Source organism: Thermococcus sp. MAR1, from assembly GCF_012027305.1.
In the GTDB taxonomy this organism is placed as follows: Archaea; Methanobacteriota_B; Thermococci; order Thermococcales; family Thermococcaceae; genus Thermococcus.
In genome coordinates, this window is record NZ_SNUF01000002.1 from 229,236 (window position 1) to 246,421 (window position 17,186).

At 55.0% G+C, this 17,186-nt stretch carries 15 protein-coding genes and 1 other RNA gene; 8 read left to right on the plus strand and 8 right to left on the minus strand.

Annotation, left to right across the window (positions count from 1 at the left end):
* The first annotated feature begins 42 nt into the window (after window positions 1-42).
* Both E3E25_RS09245 and rnpB read left to right on the plus strand, forming a co-directional pair.
* Window positions 43-1,656: a hypothetical protein gene (locus tag E3E25_RS09245; RefSeq protein WP_167892987.1), complete on the plus strand. Its 1,614-nt coding sequence runs from the start codon at window positions 43-45 to the stop codon at window positions 1,654-1,656.
* A 41-nt stretch (window positions 1,657-1,697) separates the two neighbouring features.
* Window positions 1,698-2,019, plus strand: an RNA gene (rnpB, locus tag E3E25_RS09250) — RNase P RNA component.
* Here rnpB and E3E25_RS09255 read toward each other — a convergent pair.
* Genes E3E25_RS09255 through priL form a run of 3 tightly spaced genes read right to left on the minus strand, consistent with a single transcriptional unit; the run spans window position 2,005 to window position 5,100 of the window.
* Window positions 2,005-2,853: a DMT family transporter gene (locus E3E25_RS09255; RefSeq protein WP_167892988.1), complete on the minus strand. Its 849-nt coding sequence runs from the start codon at window positions 2,851-2,853 to the stop codon at window positions 2,005-2,007. The two genes, rnpB and E3E25_RS09255, sit on opposite strands and share 15 nt — an antisense overlap.
* On the minus strand, window positions 2,850-3,890 hold the full coding sequence (priS, locus tag E3E25_RS09260; RefSeq protein WP_167892989.1) for a DNA primase catalytic subunit PriS: 1,041 nt from the start codon (window positions 3,888-3,890) through the stop codon (window positions 2,850-2,852). Before priS ends, E3E25_RS09255 begins: the two co-directional genes overlap by 4 nt.
* The gene (priL, locus tag E3E25_RS09265; protein WP_167892990.1) at window positions 3,883-5,100 is read right to left on the minus strand and encodes a DNA primase large subunit PriL; all 1,218 of its coding nucleotides are present in this window, start codon (window positions 5,098-5,100) and stop codon (window positions 3,883-3,885) included. The genes priS and priL overlap by 8 nt, the downstream gene beginning before the upstream one ends.
* A gap of 278 nt (window positions 5,101-5,378) precedes the next feature.
* Here priL and E3E25_RS09270 point away from each other — a divergent pair, with 278 nt between their 5' ends.
* The 3 genes from E3E25_RS09270 to E3E25_RS09280 all read left to right on the plus strand — a co-directional run bounded on the left by E3E25_RS09270 (window position 5,379) and on the right by E3E25_RS09280 (window position 8,469).
* Window positions 5,379-6,128: an ATPase domain-containing protein gene (locus E3E25_RS09270; RefSeq protein ID WP_167892991.1), complete on the plus strand. Its 750-nt coding sequence runs from the start codon at window positions 5,379-5,381 to the stop codon at window positions 6,126-6,128.
* A 68-nt stretch (window positions 6,129-6,196) separates the two neighbouring features.
* Window positions 6,197-7,360 carry a hypothetical protein gene (locus E3E25_RS09275; RefSeq protein ID WP_167892992.1) on the plus strand — a complete coding sequence of 388 codons (1,164 nt, stop codon included), beginning with the start codon at window positions 6,197-6,199 and terminating at the stop codon, window positions 7,358-7,360.
* Window positions 7,342-8,469 (plus strand): tripartite tricarboxylate transporter permease, encoded by a 1,128-nt coding sequence (locus E3E25_RS09280; RefSeq protein ID WP_167892993.1) that lies wholly within the window; start codon window positions 7,342-7,344, stop codon window positions 8,467-8,469. Before E3E25_RS09275 ends, E3E25_RS09280 begins: the two co-directional genes overlap by 19 nt.
* 9 nt (window positions 8,470-8,478) lie before the next feature.
* On the opposite strand, the gene E3E25_RS09285 is transcribed toward E3E25_RS09280, so the two are convergent.
* A complete protein-coding gene (locus E3E25_RS09285) occupies window positions 8,479-8,787 on the minus strand; it encodes a DUF5748 family protein (RefSeq protein ID WP_088181461.1) in 309 nt (102 codons plus the stop codon).
* Between the two features lie 70 nt (window positions 8,788-8,857).
* Between E3E25_RS09285 and E3E25_RS09290 the strand changes: the two genes are divergently transcribed.
* Window positions 8,858-10,048 carry a class I SAM-dependent rRNA methyltransferase gene (locus E3E25_RS09290; protein WP_167892994.1) on the plus strand — a complete coding sequence of 397 codons (1,191 nt, stop codon included), beginning with the start codon at window positions 8,858-8,860 and terminating at the stop codon, window positions 10,046-10,048.
* A gap of 144 nt (window positions 10,049-10,192) precedes the next feature.
* Entirely contained in the window at window positions 10,193-11,485 is a 1,293-nt protein-coding gene (locus E3E25_RS09295) for an ATP-binding protein (protein ID WP_167892995.1), read from the plus strand.
* Here E3E25_RS09295 and E3E25_RS09300 read toward each other — a convergent pair.
* The 3 genes from E3E25_RS09300 to E3E25_RS09310 form a co-directional block, all read right to left on the minus strand.
* Entirely contained in the window at window positions 11,471-12,217 is a 747-nt protein-coding gene (locus E3E25_RS09300) for a methyltransferase domain-containing protein (RefSeq protein ID WP_167892996.1), read from the minus strand. The two genes, E3E25_RS09295 and E3E25_RS09300, sit on opposite strands and share 15 nt — an antisense overlap.
* 29 nt (window positions 12,218-12,246) lie before the next feature.
* Entirely contained in the window at window positions 12,247-13,512 is a 1,266-nt protein-coding gene (locus tag E3E25_RS09305) for a serpin family protein (RefSeq protein WP_167892997.1), read from the minus strand.
* 84 nt (window positions 13,513-13,596) lie between these two features.
* Entirely contained in the window at window positions 13,597-14,862 is a 1,266-nt protein-coding gene (locus E3E25_RS09310; RefSeq protein ID WP_167892998.1) for a M20 family metallo-hydrolase, read from the minus strand.
* A 116-nt stretch (window positions 14,863-14,978) separates the two neighbouring features.
* Here E3E25_RS09310 and E3E25_RS09315 point away from each other — a divergent pair, with 116 nt between their 5' ends.
* Window positions 14,979-15,794, plus strand: a complete 816-nt coding sequence (locus E3E25_RS09315) for an MBL fold metallo-hydrolase (protein ID WP_167892999.1) — start codon at window positions 14,979-14,981, stop codon at window positions 15,792-15,794.
* Here E3E25_RS09315 and glmM read toward each other — a convergent pair.
* A complete protein-coding gene (glmM, locus tag E3E25_RS09320) occupies window positions 15,791-17,158 on the minus strand; it encodes a phosphoglucosamine mutase (protein ID WP_167893000.1) in 1,368 nt (455 codons plus the stop codon). The two genes, E3E25_RS09315 and glmM, sit on opposite strands and share 4 nt — an antisense overlap.
* Window positions 17,159-17,186 lie beyond the last annotated feature (28 nt).

Sequence of the window (17,186 nt, forward strand, 5' to 3'; positions counted from 1 at the left end):
CCTTTATATGGGTGAAAACACAACTATTGGTGGTGGGAACGCATGAGAAAGACAGCGGTTGCGTTTGTCCTCTTGATGCTAGTCATGGCGCTTCTCCCCCGGTCCTCGGCTCAGTTCGTCAGTTTCACAACGAACGATGAGATAACCCTGCTGCGCGGCGACTACAGCAGCGGGACGATAATGCTGACAAACGCCGGCGGCTTCAGCTTCAAGGTGGTCAGCTACCAGAAATTTTGGGTCGAGGACGCGGACGGAAACAAGATTCCGGGCTTCAATCTAACTATCAAGCCAACGATATTCACCGACTGGACATCTCAGAAGACGTACTCCGTGTCGTACAACATATCCTGCGTCTCCAACGTCTCCGGCGGAACTTACACCCTCTATCTGCGTTTTTTGGCGTACACCGCCGACAACTCGATGTACATAGTTCACGCCACGGTTCCACTCCGCATAATCGAGAGCGCCCTGAACTTTGGGGTTGCCGACGCTTACGTGAAGGAAAGACCCGGTTCATCCTACGCCCTCAACGGCGAAACCGTAGTGGTGTTCTCCCACGTAGACAACATCGGCCACTCGGACGTCACTGTTGAGGCCTCCGTTTCCCTGTCCTCGAACGGCAAGGTCTACTTCTCCGAGAACAGAACGCTGACTATGAAGCCCGGGGACAATCTGATACGTTTTGAGGTTCCCGTTGGCTATGACCTCCCGGAGGGAACGTACAGGCTGGAGTACCGCATTGGATACGACGGCGGAAGCTACAGGTACTCCCGCGAAATCCCGGTTCGCTTCGGAGTTAAACTCGTTGGTCTCTCCCTCCAGTCGGACGTCGTGAAGCTCGGTGAGAGCAACAGGGCCTACATAACCCTCCTGTCGGAGAGAAACATCAATCTCAACATGACCGTGGAGACGTACAGGGGGGAGGTTGTGGTATCTAACTCCACAGTTTCAGTTGCCGTAAGGGGCGGCACGAACGTTATCGAAGTGAATCTTCCAACCAACGTATCTGGAAACCTGAGCTCGGTCATAAATCTGGTTTTCAACGGGAGGATCATCGGTAGCGGTAAGGTCTCCTACAAGGTGCAGGCTCCCCCGCTCATCACCAACGTGACCTACGAGAGGGTCTCTGACGAGGATGTTCTGTTTAAAATCATGATAGAGAACCCCAACTACGAGGAGATTCAGGGCGAATTTGGATACAGAATCGTCGCCGATGGCAACGTCCTCTACAAGGATTCGCTCCAGAGCGTACTCAAACCTGGAACCAACGAGGTTTCCCTGAAGTTCGAGTTGCCCGTGGGTAAGGTCGTCGAGTACGAGTTTACCCTGAGTGCGATGGGCGAAACAAGCACGTCAAAGGGAGAACTGTATCTGCAGCCTCCCGCGCCCCCAACGACAACCACTACCACCACGACCACCACCGCTTCGAACACTACCACGACAACCTCGTCTGGAGCCTCCGGAAGCCTGTGGATGGGTCTCGTCATCGTAGCCTTCCTCCTGCTCGTTGCCGGGGCTTTCTACTACTCCCGCGAGGGAGGAAAATCTAAAAAACGCGCCAGGCCCAAACCGAAAAGGCGCTCGCCTCTCGGAAGGTTCAGGAGGCCCAGGAAGCCGGAGTTCAAGGAGAACAAGGAGCTCCCCAAGAAGAAGTGAATACCAAACTTTTTTATCCCTCTTCTCCATACTCCATTCAGGCGAGGGGGTCGGGGACTCCCGGGGCACTCCCGAGGAAGTTCCGCCCACCGCACCGGGGCCGCGGTGCCGCAAGGCACCTCCCGAGAGGGAGGGCAACGGCGCAGAAACGACACGTCCCGGCAGGTATGGGGATGAAAGCGGCGAAGGGGCCGGCGACGGTGCCCGAGCTAACCCGCAGACGACCTGCCGGGGAGCGGTGAAACGGCCGTCCCGCGGGGTGCAAGGCCGAGGGAGGGGTGATGAGTTCCCGGTGGGAGCCCCGTGGTAGGCCGCTCAGTCGAATGTCCCCTTGATACAGAAGGCGGGCTACGACCCCCTCGCCGTTGCATCCATCAGGGATGCGAGGAGTATAAGTGCCCCTCCGACTGCGGTTCTTACCCCTGGAATCTCTCCGAATACAATGAAGGCGTAGACTATCGCGCTCATCGGATCGAGGTAACTCAGTAGGGCTGCCTCGTTAACCTCAACCTCCTTGAGCCCGTCCATGTAGAGGAACAGCGCCAGAACGGTGTGAACTGCAACTAGAACAAAAATCGCCCACCAGGCCGGTTCTCCAGCGCCCGAGAGTGTCATAAACGGGGCGAGGGCGAGTGATGCTATCGCGAGCTGGAGAAACGTCAGCGTTTTGCCGTCGATCCCGCGCAGAAATCTCCCGAGGTTCGGTATTAGGGCGTAGAAGAAAGCCGCCACCAGGGCGAGCAGAATCCCTATGAAATCCCTGTCACCCCGGTCAACGTTCTGGCCACTCATGATCAGGATGAGCCCTATGAACGCGGTGCCTATAAGGAGCCAGCTCTTCACGGTCAGTTTCTCACCGAGAAAGCGCCATGAGATGACCGTCGCTATTATGGGGGCTAGGTAGTAGACGAGAACCGCGTTGGCTATCGTGGTGTAGTTGAACGCCGTGAACAGGAAGACCCAGTTCAGGGCGAGGGAAATGCCCAGTGCCAGGAGGGGCTTCCACCTTGCCTTCAGGAGGGGAGGGAGTGATTGGAGCTGTTTTCTATTCCCTATGAGGATGACGAGAAGCAGGAGGGCACCAAGGGACACCCTGAAGAATGCTACTCCTAGGCCGGATAGGTTCGAGAAGCGTGCGAATATCCCCACGCTACCCCATATCAGCATCGCGGTGGCTATTTTTATTCTTCCGTTCACAGTTCATCCCCGTGCTCTTCCAGCCATTCTTCGTAGGCTTCCCTGACCTCTTTCCTCCTGAACTTTGGAACCGCGTCCTCGAACGGGTTGAACCGCTCGAGTTTTTTCTCGTCCGATCCGATGTATGTCGTTACGAGGCCGACTTTGGAATGGAGGCTCGACGGCAGGCGGAGGATCCTTTTAACATCAACCGTGACTCTTCCGTCGAAGTAGGCCTTTGAGAAGGTGCTCGACAGAGAGAACAACCTCGTCAGGGTTTTGTATCCTATTCCCCTCGGGAACGCGGTCAGAAGGCCCTTCCGCACGAAGCCATCGTATATTTCCTCCCGGCTTCCCAGAACCTTCTCGATCTGCCCTTTCTTCAGGCCTATGTTGAGGAGGTGGTTCTCGTTAACCCTCCTTATGAAGTATCCGAACCTGAGGCGGAAGACCCGGTAATAGCCCGAGGAGAGCATTATCCGTCTACTCTGGATATCGTCGAAGGTTATCTCCTCCGCAGCACTGATGTAGGCCAGTACCTTTTCTCTAGCCTTTCCGTCGAGTCTTAGCGCCCACTCGTCCAGAACGCGGATGTGGTAACCCCTTCCGGAGTATATCACGTGGACGTTCTCGAAGCCGAAGTCCTCCTTGAGAACCACCAGGGTGTCCCTCGCCAGCTCCTTCGCATCCTCGAGGCATATCGGACACACCTGACCGTGCTCGTGAAGGTGGGAGCACCTCCTCAGCGGCAGGTCCTTCGCATCTATGTCGAAGACGAGCTCTGCCCCCAGCCAGCCGCTCATGCCCTTGGGCTCTTCGTAGAGGGCGACGCTGGAGTATATCGCGTACGGGGCCGTTGCCCGTATGTAGTCGCCCAGATCGCGAGGATCGAGGAAGACGTTCTTTCTATCGCTCGGTCCCTCTCCCGTGTGGTCGAAGCCGAACTCCCTGTTCTCCAGAGTTTTAACTATGAACTCTGGGAGTTTTTTGGGGCTCCATTCCCTCGAGTAGTAGAGCTTCCGCTCCTTCGGCGTGGCCTCCCTGAACAGCTCAGCCATTCTCCTCACCGCCCTCGATGCTTTCACTCTCGCCGGCTTTTCCTCTGTTTTCAAGGTAGAGGCGCCTCAGATAGTACGTCAGCGGGTTCTTGATGTTTCTGCAGTGTCTGTCCGGCTTACAGAGTTGTGGGGCGTTTGCCCGTATTTTGGAGCAGTTTGGTGGGAAGTACCACGTGGAGTTTCCGCTGTCCTCGAGGGTTGGTTTGTCCGTCAGGCCGAAGCCGAGGTGATACCAGATGTTCTTGACCTCGTGGGGTTGGTCCTCGAAGAGTGGCGGTGAACAGCGGTTGCCGGCCTCAATTATCACGGGAAGTATCTCCTTCTCAACAATGCTCAGGTCGCTCACGCAGTCCTTTATTCTGATGTCCCTCCTTGGCGGATTGGGGCACAGTCTCGCGTAGCTGAGAAAACTCGTGAGGAGAACAGTTATGGCATAGTTCCTCAGTCCGGATGGAACACCCCCGAGGGCGATTTTAACACATGGAGGGAACAGATCAAAGCGCAGTGGCCCCGCCTCAGCCGAACCCATCCTCTCAAGCCTCTCCTTGAAGTACTCCCTCGCGATCTCCCCGAGTCTCTCGTAGAGCCTGAGGTAGTACTCCGGGAGCTCGTCCCTCACCTCGTAGAGCAGGTTCACCGCCCTTTCAAAGTTCCTCTCAAAGGACTTCTCCCATAGCTTCAGTCCCTGCTCCTCCGTGAGGTAGGCGTGCCCCCTCCTGATGTACACCTCCTTGAGGCCCCCGTCCCACAGTTCCAGAAACTTTCCGAGGGGTATTTTGTACTTTAGTCTGAATCTCTCCCTCTCCTGAGGAGGCAGCTCTTGATGGTGGGTTCTCTCAAGTATCGTCCTGTCCCTGGGGGGTATCTCGTTCGCATCCACGCCCTCTAGGGCGATTGAGGTTCCCCGTATTCTCCCCGCCCGTCTAAGCCTCGCGGAGTATATCCTGGCGTTGCTCTCCTTCACGAGCTCCATCTCTATGCCGTAGGGTGAAAACGCAAGGGCACCCAGAAGGGCGTAGAACGTCAGTAGGTCCTGAACGTCCCCAAGCCCGAGAATCTCCTCCGGAATCTCCCCAGATTTCACCCATGAGACCCGTTCTATGGCCTGGTCTATTCCCACGTATGAGGGGATGATTGAGAGCAGTTCGCTTATTCCACCGAACTCCTCCTTGACGAGCCGCTTGGCTCTATCTCCGAAGGGATCAAGCATGGCTTCACCTCTCATCGATAGGTGGACGTTGGAGCATAAAACGATTTCCATGGTGATTGTGGATTATATATCCCTTTGATGATGTTTCGCCAAAAATCCTCAGAGCGGCCGTTTGTGGTGCTTGCAGTCCCAAATAGTGCGAACTTCCGAACAACCCCCGGGATATATTGATTTAAACGTGAGTGGCCACTTGCACCCCAAAAGTTTTATATCTCTTTGGTTCCAGATGTTATATTAGACAAAGGAGAGAGTTCGTAAAGATTTCACGGGTGATTTGGATGGTCATGAAATACACCGTCAAAAGAGTAAAAAGTGGTATTCCCGGTTTTGACGATTTAATCGAGGGTGGTTTTCCCGCGGGGACGACCGTCTTGGTTACAGGGCCAACTGGAAGCGGTAAGACTACTTTTGGAGTTCAGTTCGTCTACAAGGGTGCTGTTGAATACAATGAACCCGGAGTCATAGTCACCCTTGAGGAAAGGGCGCAGGATCTTAGAAGGGAGATGCTGGCCTTTGGATGGGATCTTGAAAAGTACGAGAGGGAACGAATGATAGCCATAGTGGACGGTGTCAGCGCGGTGGTCGGGCTACCTTCCGAGGAGCAGTACGTTCTCGAGGGCAATCTCAACGCCGAGGACTTTCTCCGTTACATATACCGTGTCGTTAAAGCGATAAACGCCAAGAGGCTCGTTATAGACTCCATCCCCTCGATAGCCTTCAGACTCCAGGAGGAGAGCAAGATAAGGGAGGTTCTTCTCCAGCTCAACACGATACTCCTCGAGATGGGCGTCACCTCGATACTGACTACCGAGGCTCCCGATCCCAGCAGGGGTAGAATAAGCCGCTACGGAATGGAGGAGTACATAGCAAGAGGCGTCGTCCTTCTGGACTTCGTGGAGAAAGAAGTTGAGCTGAAGCGCTACCTCCTCATCAGGAAGATGCGTGAGACCAAGCACTCCATGAAGAAGTACCCCTTTGAGATCAACGAGGAAGGTATCATCGTCTACCCGAGCGGCGAAGTCTATTAACCCCTCTTCTTTTCCACATCCCCCATTAGTGGGGTAAGGTTTTTAAGGTCACGTTCTTACTCTTAAACATGGTGACGAATAAAAGATTGACAGTTGTTCTGTTAATTGGTTCGTTAGTGGTTCTTCTGATAATGGCCCGCATCGGTGCAACCACGAACGCGGATGAGTTCACTGGCGTCTGTGTATACTCCTCAGGCTCTTTCTCACTTCTGAGTGATGGACGGACTACCGTGGGCGTGTACACTTCCCTAAGGGAGGGCGAGGTTTACCGGGTGGTTGGGAGGCTGTACAACACGACCTCGGGGGTGAGGCTTAGGGATGCTCGGATAGAACCGGCCGAACCGGACTTTCCCCTCTCCACTTTGGAGGGTGCCTACTGGCCTTCATCGGGCCCTTACATTCTGAGGCCGGGAAGAGTGAGGCTTGCAACTCCTATCCCCGTGGGAAAGGGCCGAATGGTGAGAATTGAGGGCATCTGGTATCGGAACCGATTTTATCCTGTAAGATACCGGGTTCTAGGGTTTTTGAAGAAACCCAAGGATGGAATGCCATGGGTCGTCGAGGGGACCGTGATTTACAACGGCTCAAGAACAGTGCTCTGGAACGGAAGTGAGGAGGTCGTTCTCTATCTTCCCTACGGCACAAGCCTCGAAGTCGGGAAGCGGGTGAGGGCAGTTGGAATAGTCAGGTTCTACTCAAAGCTTTCACTTATAGTTGATTCGCCCGATGACGTTGTCGTAACGGGCCGCGCGGAGCGGGTTCCGGTTTCAGAGGCGTCCATCGGGGACATCGCCGTTGGGAACTGCACCGTAATCGGGGCCGGCAGCTCCCTGAAGCTCGGCTGCACGGGGTTAAGGCTCCACAACTTCCGGGCGAGACTCGGTGATGAGATTCACTTCGAGGCCATCAGGAGGAGATTCTCACTCTACTGCCTGAGATGCTATATCATCGAGCCCAGGGAGGGATTGCCCAACGGGATATGCTCATTCTCGGACGGAACGTTTGCCAGGATAGCCGGACGGGTTAAATGGGTCAGGGTTTACAGGAACGGCTTTGGACTGGCGAACGTCACCAACAACGACTGCTGGGTTCTCATAAAACTCAGGAAGTCTCTCAACGTTTCCCTTAAGGTTAACGAGACGGTAACGGCCTACGGATTCTTCACTACCTACAGGAACATGCCCGCTTTTGATGTTCCTTCGGGTGATGACCTTTGCTCCGGGAACTGTTGAGCGGAGTCCTTGCGGGAACCCTTAGCGGAATCCTTCCGGGGATCCACGTGAACACCCTTGGGGCTTTTTTGGCGACTTCGGGGATAGGCGGAAACCTGCTGCTCTTCTCGATGGGTCTAACTCATACCTTCCTGGACGCCGTCCCATCGGCTTTTCTCGGTGTCCCCGACGAGGGAACGGCCCTTGGAATCTTGCCAGCACACAAGCTCGTCCTCCGTGGGAGGGCCATGGAGGTCGTTAGAATCGCATTGTGGGCGAGTTTTCTGGCGGTTCTTATGGTGATCCTCATATCTCCCATCTATCCCGCGCTGGCGAGCGCTTACACTCCAGAAATTGGGAGGGCCGTTGTATGTTTTCTGGCTCTCTTCCTGATCCTCACCGAGAGAGGCCTGAAAAAGCTCCACGCGGCTCTAGTGTTCCTTCTCTCCGGCCTTCTAGGGTTTCTGGCTTTCCGGCTCCCCTTAAAGCAGCTCTACTACCACTTATTTACTGGACTCTTTGGTTTGCCCGTTCTCGTTACGGCCATCGTGGATGGGACGGGAGGCCTATCTGAAGGTGAGGGGGAAATTAGAATGAGCTTGAAACGCTTCATAGGTTTCTCCCTTCTGGGAACCCTCCTGGGAATGATGGCCTCGCTGATCCCGACGTTTACCGCCTCCCAGGCGGCCCTGATAGGCTCTTTCCTCTCCAGGGACGAGCGCTCGTTTCTGACGGTCGTTTTTTCCGTCAACACCGCCAACTTCCTGTTCTCGTTCGTGAACTTCATGGAAACGGGTAGGATGAGAAACGGTATCGTGGCTCTTATGGATCCAGTGGGTGGGCATTTCCTGCCCTACTACGCTCTGGCGGCGGTTTTCGTTTCCCTTCTGGTTCTGAGCTACGGAGAGCCACTGGCGGTCATCATACTCAAGGTCCTAGCTCATGTGCCATACAGGCTTTTGAACGGTGCGGTTGTGGCCGTTCTCCTGCTCCTTTCCATGTACTTCGACGGTTTCTTGGGGCTTCTAGTTCTTACTGGAGGGGCCATGATAGGGCTTTTGGCAATGACCCTCGGTGTCAAAAGAACGAACTGCATGGGTGTTCTCATGCTCCAAATAATAATCGGATAAGAAGAGAAATCAGGGAGATTTCTCCTTCAGAATCCTCTGGAGTTCGTTGTAGTCCGTTACTATTCTCTTGTCGTCCAGCGTAGTGAAGTACGCCTTCTTGACCCGAATCTTCTTCGTACTTACGTACTTCTTCTCGGGCGGATCGTAAGAACCAGGCTCGACGACCTCATCTTCGATCGTGTACATGCCGAGGTCGGGTTGGCCGACGTATTTCCAGACTTCGTAGAAGACCTCCGGCTCAAGGTGGATTTCTCCATCGATTTCTATCCAATCCGCCCCTATTTCCTCGAGAAACTCCTTCACTACCTCGAAGTGCATAGAATCACCGGCATAATATAGGACGCTAAGGGTTATATACCTATCGCCCAACTTCAACCGGTGGTGAGAGATGGCAAAGGTGATAGTTGACGCCCAGGCCGCGAGGGCGATAGGAAAAGGTGCGATGATAGTCTTCAAGAAGGGAGTCGTGAGAACCGAGGGCGAGTTTTCACCCGGCGACGTTGTCGAGGTGTACACTCGGGGCGGCAAGTTCCTCGGGAAGGGCTTCGTCAATCCCAACTCCAATATCATGATACGGCTCGTTACCAAGGACAGAGACGTTGAGATAAACAAGGAGCTCTTCCGCGAGAGGATTAAGAGGGCCAACGAGTACAGGAAAAAGGTTCTGGGCTACGACAAGGCCTACCGTATGGTCTACGGCGAGGCGGACTATCTGCCGGGCCTTATAGTTGACCGCTTCAACGAGATTGCCTCGCTCCAGATTTCGAGCATCGGGATGGAGAGGTTTAAGCTCGACTTGGCCGAGGCTATCATGGAGGCTGAACCCGAAATCGAGACGGTTTTTGAGAAGAACACCGGACGTTCCAGGAGAAGGGAGGGATTGCCAGAGATAGAGCGCGTTCTCCTCGGCAAGGAGAAGTACAGGACGGTAATCGAGGAGGGCAAAGCCAAGTTCATCGTTGATATGCGCGGGCAAAAAACGGGTTTCTTCCTCGACCAGAGGGAGAACAGGATAGCCCTTGAGAAGTACGTCAAGCCTGGGATGCGGGTCTTAGATGTCTTCACCTACACTGGCGGCTTCGCGATACACGCGGCCGTGGCTGGCGCCGACGAGGTTGTTGCAGTGGACAAGTCTCCCTGGGCCATAAACATGGTGAAGGAAAACGCCAAGCTCAACGGGGTTGAGGATAGGATGAAGTACGTCGTGGGAAGCGCGTTCCAGGTCATGGAGGACATGATAAAGAGGGGCGAGAAGTTCGACGTCGTGATTCTCGATCCGCCGGCCTTCGTTCAGCACGAGAAGGACCTGAAGAGAGGCCTCCGCGCTTACTTCAACGTGAACTACGCGGGTTTACAGCTGGTGAGGGAAGGGGGCATACTCGTCACGGCATCGTGCTCCCAGCACGTTGACATGCAGGCCTTCAAGGACATGGTGATAGCGGCTGCAGCCAAGGCCGGCAAGTTCCTCAGGCTCCTTGAGCCGTACCGGACGCAGGCGCCGGACCATCCGATACTGATGGCCTCGAAGGACACGGAGTACCTCAAGGCGCTCTTCCTCTACGTTGAGGATATGAAGTGAGTTTAGGGGACGATGAGGAGAAAGCACCTCCTCTGAGCCGGCGTGGATGCTGAGACGCCCACGGTCCGAGTCCCCTAATTGGTCCCCCTTTCGACCGAAATACTTTTCTATTTGGTCGTTCAAACGGCCAAAATGGGTGAGTGTATGGTCGAACTAACGGACTACCTTTTAAAAATCTCTGCGGAGTTGCCATCAAGGTTTGACTATGCAAGAGGACTAAAGAAGCGCTTCCTTTTCGAGAGACTTGCCGGACTCGTTGATGGCTATATCCAGGGTAAAAGCCCAAAAACTGTTCTCCTCCCTGGCCTGAGGGGGACTGGAAAAACCACCCTCCTCGGTCAGATATACTTTCACACACTTTCAAAGACCTCCGATGTGATTTACATATCCGCAGATGAAGCCCGTCTCCTCGGCTTTTCCCTTCATGAGATCATCGAGAGGTATTTCGACGTTTTCAGGCCGAAGAGGCCCGTTCTTCTCCTCGACGAGGTTCAGTACGACCCGAACTGGGATTTGACGTTGAAGGTTCTCCACGACAGGAGAAAGGCCCTCGTGATCGCCACCGGCTCATCCGCTTTAAAGCTGAAGGAAAGCCCCGACCTCGCGAGGAGGGCTATCCACGTTGAGGTGAAGCCGCTCAGCTTCCTTGAGTACCTCCATCTTCTCGGGGAAAACATTGAGCCGGTGGGTCTTGATGCACTGTTTGAATTCGACGTTGATGGGCTGGAAAGGGCACTCTCAAGGACTATTCGCTTCGCTAAAACCGCGGAGACGTACTTAAAACTTGGCTCGCTTCCCCTTTCCCTTGAGCTTGACGGGAGAGAGGCCTACGAATCCCTGTTTTCCCTCGTCGAAAGGATAGTCTATCGGGATCTTCCCGAGTTCAGGAACTTTGATGCCTCAACTCTCGATTCCGCTCTGAGGCTTCTAACAATAATCGCCGGCCTAAAGGCGGAGCGCTTCAGCTACGAGAGGTTCTCAAAGGCGCTGGGAATCTCAAAGAGCACCGTCATGGAACTCGTGAGGGCTTTCATTGCCAGTGGGCTTCTGATAGAGATCCCTCCCATTGGGAGTCTCTCAAAGAAAATTCGCAGAAGTCCGAAGCTCAAGTTCTCGGCACCCTCCATGAGGGCCGCGCTCCTTTCGAAGTTCGAGGTAGTTGAACTCGCCCCCCTGCTAGAGGACGCAGTTGCCCTCTACCTTTCTGGTGAAGGGCTCCTGGAGTACGAACCCGGAAAGGGCGGTGCGGACTTCGTTCTCACAAGGAGGGGAAAACGATACGTCGTTGAGGTTGGCCTTGGAAAGGCGGACTATGCTCAGGTTAGGAGGAGCATGGAGAGAACCGGGGCTGAATTTGGGATAGTTATAGGAAGGGAGTTCGATGCCAGGGGAAACCTCCTGATGATTCCATGGTGGGTCTTCTTAGGGCTTGTTTAGTATCAAACTGTGCCTCCACCTCGTTCCAACCCTGAACCTGACGTCTCTGATTTGATACCCCAGCTCTTCTCCCTTTTCTGTTATGGCCTCTATCAGCGGCTCCTTGTCGGGCAGGAATAGGGCGACCTTTCCCTTGGGGTCCAGGTAGTCCTGCGCCTCCTCAATGAGCCTCACCGAAAAGGCCTCGCCGTGTTTTCCTCCACCAAGCCCTTCACGCTCGGTTAAAACTCCCTTCGTTGGTCTCTCATAGTAAGGCGGTGCTGAAAACACGACATCAAACTTCTCGCCCTCAGGAATTACCCACCTGATTATCCCACCGTTGCTCCTGATGAGCTGGACTCTGGCCCCGTTCCTCTCGATGTTGGCCTTTGCGTACTCAAAGAACTCTTCGTCGAGCTCCGTCGCGGTAACGTCGCAGTTGAAGAGCTTCTCAGCCAGAAGGGCCATCATTGCAGTGTGTCCGGTTCCGATTTCCAGAACCCTCTCTCCCCCGCGCAGGAATGTCTTCAGAAAGAGGTAGCGCGAGACGGGGGTGGTCACAAGCCCTCCAGGATGGTACTCTATCTCCAGCCCGAAGACCGCATTCGCTATCGCCCTGTTGTAGAGTATCCTCGCTTCCCTGTTCGAGAAGTCGAGCCTTCCGCGCTCATCGAGGTAGTCCTTCAGCTCCGGAAACAGATTCACGGCTTCCTTTACCGGCAGTCCCAGCTTTCCATCCTTCCAGGCTGGCATAAAAAGGGTTGGGGAAAGGGCTTAAAAGCTCAACCCCTCGGGTCCATCAGCCTGCCCATGAAGAGTACCACTCCTGTTCTCCTGTCCACGATGAGGAACAGGAAAGGATGATCCGCTTTAAAAACCTTGTAGCTTTCCTCTCCCGGTGGGCCAGATTCCAGGACCACGACGGCCGTCGCCGCGGCAGCCTCTGTGCCGTTCTCGGCGACGCTTATGAAAGTCTTGTGTATCACGTCGTCTATAAAGAGCCCCTTGGCATCGGTAATTCCCGAAAAATCTGCCCCCCTTGAGAATGCCGTTACCATACCCATGTCGATGAGCGGCATCTTTAACGAGTAGCTCGCCTCGAACCTGAACTTTGGAATGCTGACATCGACGGGCTCCGGCTTCATGCTCCCCCTGAGCTCCCGGATGAACTCCGGCGTGAGCTTCCCCTCGATGCCTGTGGGAGAGTTGTCTCTGGGCAGTATTATCATCATGCTCAACCTCTTTCCCTCGTAGGGCATCTCGAGGGCCTGGAGCTCGTCGTTCTCGGTGTAGTTGAAGGTTCCCCTCCCGTGCATCATTGGAACCACAAGGGTTCCTCCGGGTGTTCTGAATGTGCCATTGCGCGTCTCGCTTGGATCAAATCTGCTCGACCAGTTCGCCTTGAAATAGACTGCATTGGTTATTATTAGCCTCGTGTCTGGAGTTAGGCCGCCCACGAGGTTCTTTATCCTCTCATTAGTTTTGTTCTCCACCCAGCCGTTGATAATCCTCTTCGCCCCTTCGGGATCCTCTTTGAAGTCAACGCTCCTCACCTCGCCCATATAGAACTCCCGGATTATCCAGAGGTACCGCTCGTCCACGGGGTAGTCCTCCTGCACCCAGAGCGCGTTGGCGGTGCTGAGGATGTAGGGCCCATTAGATGGATTTAGGGAGAGTATCAGGTATCTGAAGCCCGTCCATCTCGTTTCATCGTCTCCCGGCAGGTTCAGAATATTTCCCATCTCCTCCCTCGTGCTCCCGTTTGCCCCCTCGTAGACCATCGCCAGGGCGGTGTAAACGCTGTAGGGCGAGAAGAACAGGTTTCCTCCCTCTGCGCTCAGCTCGCGGTACATGGCAAAGGTAAAAGCATTTAAGCCCTCAACGACCGGTCTCTCCTGTCCCTCCTTCGAGACGTCGTACTTTGTCATCGGTGGGGTGAACGTTTTGCTCAAGGAATTCGGAGAAACCGTTGACGTTTCTTCGTTATTGGCTATGCAGCCCGTGGCGAGAACCATGAAGATAATGAGGGCGGCCAGTACGTACCTCATGCGGTTCACCCTGGGTTATGTTAGAAAGGATAATATAAATGTCTGGCGATGGTTTCAATCGCGTTTGAAACAAAATGGGGAGAATCAGAGAAGAGCAAGGGCCGCCATGACCTTGGCGTCTTCCACCATGTTGTCTATCTTCGCGTACTCGTTGGGCTGGTGGGCGGTCTCATCAAGAGTCGCCCAAACCACAGCTGGAATCCCGAGTTTCCTGAAGTAGGCCGCGAAGGTTCCGCCGCCTATTCCTCCGACCTTGGCTTCCTTTCCGCGGAGCTTCCTGAGAGCCTTCTGGAGGAGCTTTACTATCTCGCTGTTCGGGTCGGTTGGGGCCGGAGCGTCCATGCGCTGGAGAACCTCGAACTCTATCTCCGGCAGAACTTCGCCGTCGAACTCCTTTCTGTACCTCTCTTTAATCTCCTCGGCGAGGGCCTTTGCGTCGGCGAGGATGTCGTCTATGCCGTACCTCGGCAGAATCCTGCAATCGAAAACCACCTCGTGCTCTCCAGGTTCTATGTTCGGGCTGTCCGCTGGATTTTTAACCATCGTCGGCTCGAAGGTGCTCTCCGGCGGGTCGAAGAGCTCGTCCCTATCAGAATACTTCTCGTGGAGGAGTTTGTCGAGGTGGTAGGCGAAGTCGAGCGCCACGCGGTGGGCGTTGAGTCCCTTGTCCGGCATGCTGGCGTGAACCTGCCTGCCCCTGACCTTCACCCTGAGCCAGAGGATGCTCTTCTCGGCCACCTCGATGAAAGTCCCTTCCTCGTTTCCGCCGTCCGGGACGAGAACCAGGTCGTCCTTCCTGAACAGCTCCGGATGCTCCCTCATGAGCCACTCGACGCCGTACTTGCTGCCCGTCTCCTCGTCGCTGACGAAAGCTAAAATGACCGTTCTCTTCGGCCTTATTCCGAGGTTCATCATGGCTTTTACCGCGTAGAGGCTCGCGACGAGGCTCTGTCCGTTGTCCTCGCTTCCGCGCCCGTAGACCTTGCCATCCTTGACGATCGGCTTGAAGGGGTCACTTTTCCACTTGCTCAGATCCCCGGGCGGAACGACGTCTATATGGGTGAGAATCCATATTCTCGGGCTCTCCTCGCCGTCTTGGCCGTAGTAGTAGGCGAGAATGCTCGGCCTCACGCCGTTTTTAGCCCTCTCGTCGGGTGCGTTGTAGACTTCAACCTTGTCAAAGGGCCAGTCTCTGATTATCTCAAGCAGCTTCTGGGCCTTGTCGTATTCCCCCTCGTAGCCGTAGTCCGGACTTATGGCGGGGATTTTAATCAGTTCGACGAGGGTTTCCACCATCTCGTCCTGGAGCTTCTCGATCTCCTGCGAGACCTTCTCAAGGGCTTCGCTCATTCTAACCACCGATACCTATACGGGTGATTTACTTAAACGATTTTTGTCGGCCCAAATGCCTTATATACCCTCACTGTGATACCCCTACGTCTGCAAAAGAAAACGGGGGTGTATCGGTGATTGAGATAACGTTCCTTGGCAGTGGGGGCGGCAGGTTCATCACGATAACGCAGTTTCGCTCCACAGGGGGTTTCCACATCCGCGCCAGCAGAAACATCTACGTTGACCCGGGGCCGGGGGCACTCGTGAGGAGCTGGCGCTACAAACTCGACCCTAGAAAGCTCGATGCCATCTTCGTCTCCCACAGGCACGTGGACCACTGCAACGACGTTGAAGTTCTGATCGAGGCCATGACGGGGGGTGCACTCAAAAAGCGTGGCATGCTGATAGCATCGAAGAGCGTCGTCTACGGCGACGATACCCACACTCCCGCGGTCAGCAAGTACCACATGGACGTCCTTGAGAGCATACACATTCCCGAACCCGGGAGCAAGATAGCAATCGGCGAGGAGGAGTTCATAATAACGCCCACAGTCCACTCGGACCCCACGACGATAGGATTCCGAATGAGGACCCACTACGGTGACATATCCTACATCCCGGACACTGCCTACTTCGACGGGCTCTTGGAGTGGCACGATGGTTCAAGGCTGATAATCGCCGCCGTGACTAGACCCAGGGACATGGGAATTCCCTACCATCTGAGCACGGACGATGTCGTCATGATGCTGAAGAAGATGGAGGAAAAGCCGGAAACCCTGATAATGAGCCACATCGGCATGAAGATGCACTTCGCCAACCCCTACAAAGAGGCCAAGTACATAGAGACGGTGACGGGAGTGAAGACCTACGTGGCCAAGGAAGGCTTCAGAGTGATGATGGAAAAGAACGAAATATCGGTGAGAACGCTGAGGCCTGCGAGATTCGTTTAGTTTCTATTTTTCATTGCTTCCTCGACTGCCTTTCTGACTGTTTCGTAGGCCAGCTCGAAGAGCTCGTCGCGCCTCTTCTCGCTCGGTGCCTCGACCACGACGCGGATCTTTGGCTCCGTTCCGCTCGGCCTTACGAGAACCCACGAGCCGTCTTTCAGCTGGAAGCGGTAGCCTGAAATCGTGAGAACCTCCCTCACCTCTCCCCCCAGCTTCTCTTTGAGGGCATTGTATGCCCTCTCAAGAGCAATACCCTTGAACTCGTCCGGGCACTTCACGTTCTTCTTGGTGAGGTAGTATGTCGGTATCTCCTCCCTGATTATCTCCGAGAGCGGCTTTCCGCGCTCGTCTATGAGCTTTATGAGGAGCCCCATGGTCACGAAGCTGTCTATCCAGGGCCCGAACCTCGGGTGGACCAGCTTCCAGGGCTCGGCCGCGAAGATTGCCCCGTACCTCTTTATTCCGTCATGGGGCTGGCCGAGGGGAATCCTCACCACCTTTCCGCCGGCCTTCTCGACGACGTGGTCTATCCTTGAGCCGGTGTCTATGGAAACGACGACCGTCCCTCCCCCGTGCCCCTCCACGTAGAGCTTTGCGAAGAGCGCTATAACGGTGTCCTCGTTCACGTACTGCCCCTTTTCGTCGAAAACTGCTATCCTGTCGGCGTCGCCGTCCTGGGCGATTACGAGGTCGACGCCGAGTTCCCTAGCCAGCTCACCGAGGTAGGCTATGTTCTCGTACCTCGGCTCCGGCTTCCTTCCCGGGAAATGACCGTCCACGTGGGCGTTGACGCTTATCACCCTCGCCCCCATCTCGCGGAGCAGATATGGGGCCAGAACGCTTCCCGCACCGTTGGCGCCGTCGTACAGGACTTTCAGGTTAGTCTCGTGGTTTACGAAGTCGAGAACTGCTCCAATGTAGCCATCTATGATGTCAGTGGGTTTCACCGTCTTTATCTCGTCCCACTCGGCCTTTTTGAATCTCCCAGAGAAAACGAGCTCCTCCAGCTCCCTCTCCTGCTCGACGTAGAACTCCGTTCCATCGCCATTGAAGACCTTTATGCCGTTGTCGGTCGGTGGGTTGTGGCTCGCTGTAATCATGACTCCAGCGTCCCCGTATTCCCGCGTTCCCCAGGCAAGGGCTGGCGTTGGTATGAGTCCAAAGTCGAGAACCTCCTTTCCCGTCGAGAGGAGCCCCGAGATGAGGGCGCTCTGGAGCATTACGCTTGAGGTTCTTCCGTCCCTCGCAACGGCTACCGTTTCTCCATCGACGTACGTCCCCACGGCCCTTCCGATGTCCATTGCAAGTTCAGGCGTGACCTTCTCCCACAGGGTGCCCCTAATTCCAGCCGTTCCGAAGAGCTTCATATCACCACCGTAACTACTTGGGAGGCGG

Excerpts from the sequence above, each read along its gene's own strand:
- E3E25_RS09245 (WP_167892987.1), top strand. The coding sequence starts at position 43 with ATGAGAAAGACAGCGGTTGCGTTTGTCCTCTTGATGCTAGTCATGGCG.
- priS (WP_167892989.1), bottom strand. The coding sequence starts at position 3,890 with ATGGCTGAGCTGTTCAGGGAGGCCACGCCGAAGGAGCGGAAGCTCTAC.
- priL (WP_167892990.1), bottom strand. The coding sequence starts at position 5,100 with ATGCTTGATCCCTTCGGAGATAGAGCCAAGCGGCTCGTCAAGGAGGAG.
- E3E25_RS09270 (WP_167892991.1), top strand. The coding sequence starts at position 5,379 with ATGGTCATGAAATACACCGTCAAAAGAGTAAAAAGTGGTATTCCCGGT.
- E3E25_RS09275 (WP_167892992.1), top strand. The coding sequence starts at position 6,197 with ATGGTGACGAATAAAAGATTGACAGTTGTTCTGTTAATTGGTTCGTTA.
- E3E25_RS09285 (WP_088181461.1), bottom strand. The coding sequence starts at position 8,787 with ATGCACTTCGAGGTAGTGAAGGAGTTTCTCGAGGAAATAGGGGCGGAT.
- E3E25_RS09290 (WP_167892994.1), top strand. The coding sequence starts at position 8,858 with ATGGCAAAGGTGATAGTTGACGCCCAGGCCGCGAGGGCGATAGGAAAA.
- E3E25_RS09295 (WP_167892995.1), top strand. The coding sequence starts at position 10,193 with ATGGTCGAACTAACGGACTACCTTTTAAAAATCTCTGCGGAGTTGCCA.
- E3E25_RS09300 (WP_167892996.1), bottom strand. The coding sequence starts at position 12,217 with ATGCCAGCCTGGAAGGATGGAAAGCTGGGACTGCCGGTAAAGGAAGCC.
- E3E25_RS09305 (WP_167892997.1), bottom strand. The coding sequence starts at position 13,512 with ATGAGGTACGTACTGGCCGCCCTCATTATCTTCATGGTTCTCGCCACG.
- E3E25_RS09310 (WP_167892998.1), bottom strand. The coding sequence starts at position 14,862 with ATGAGCGAAGCCCTTGAGAAGGTCTCGCAGGAGATCGAGAAGCTCCAG.
- glmM (WP_167893000.1), bottom strand. The coding sequence starts at position 17,158 with ATGAAGCTCTTCGGAACGGCTGGAATTAGGGGCACCCTGTGGGAGAAG.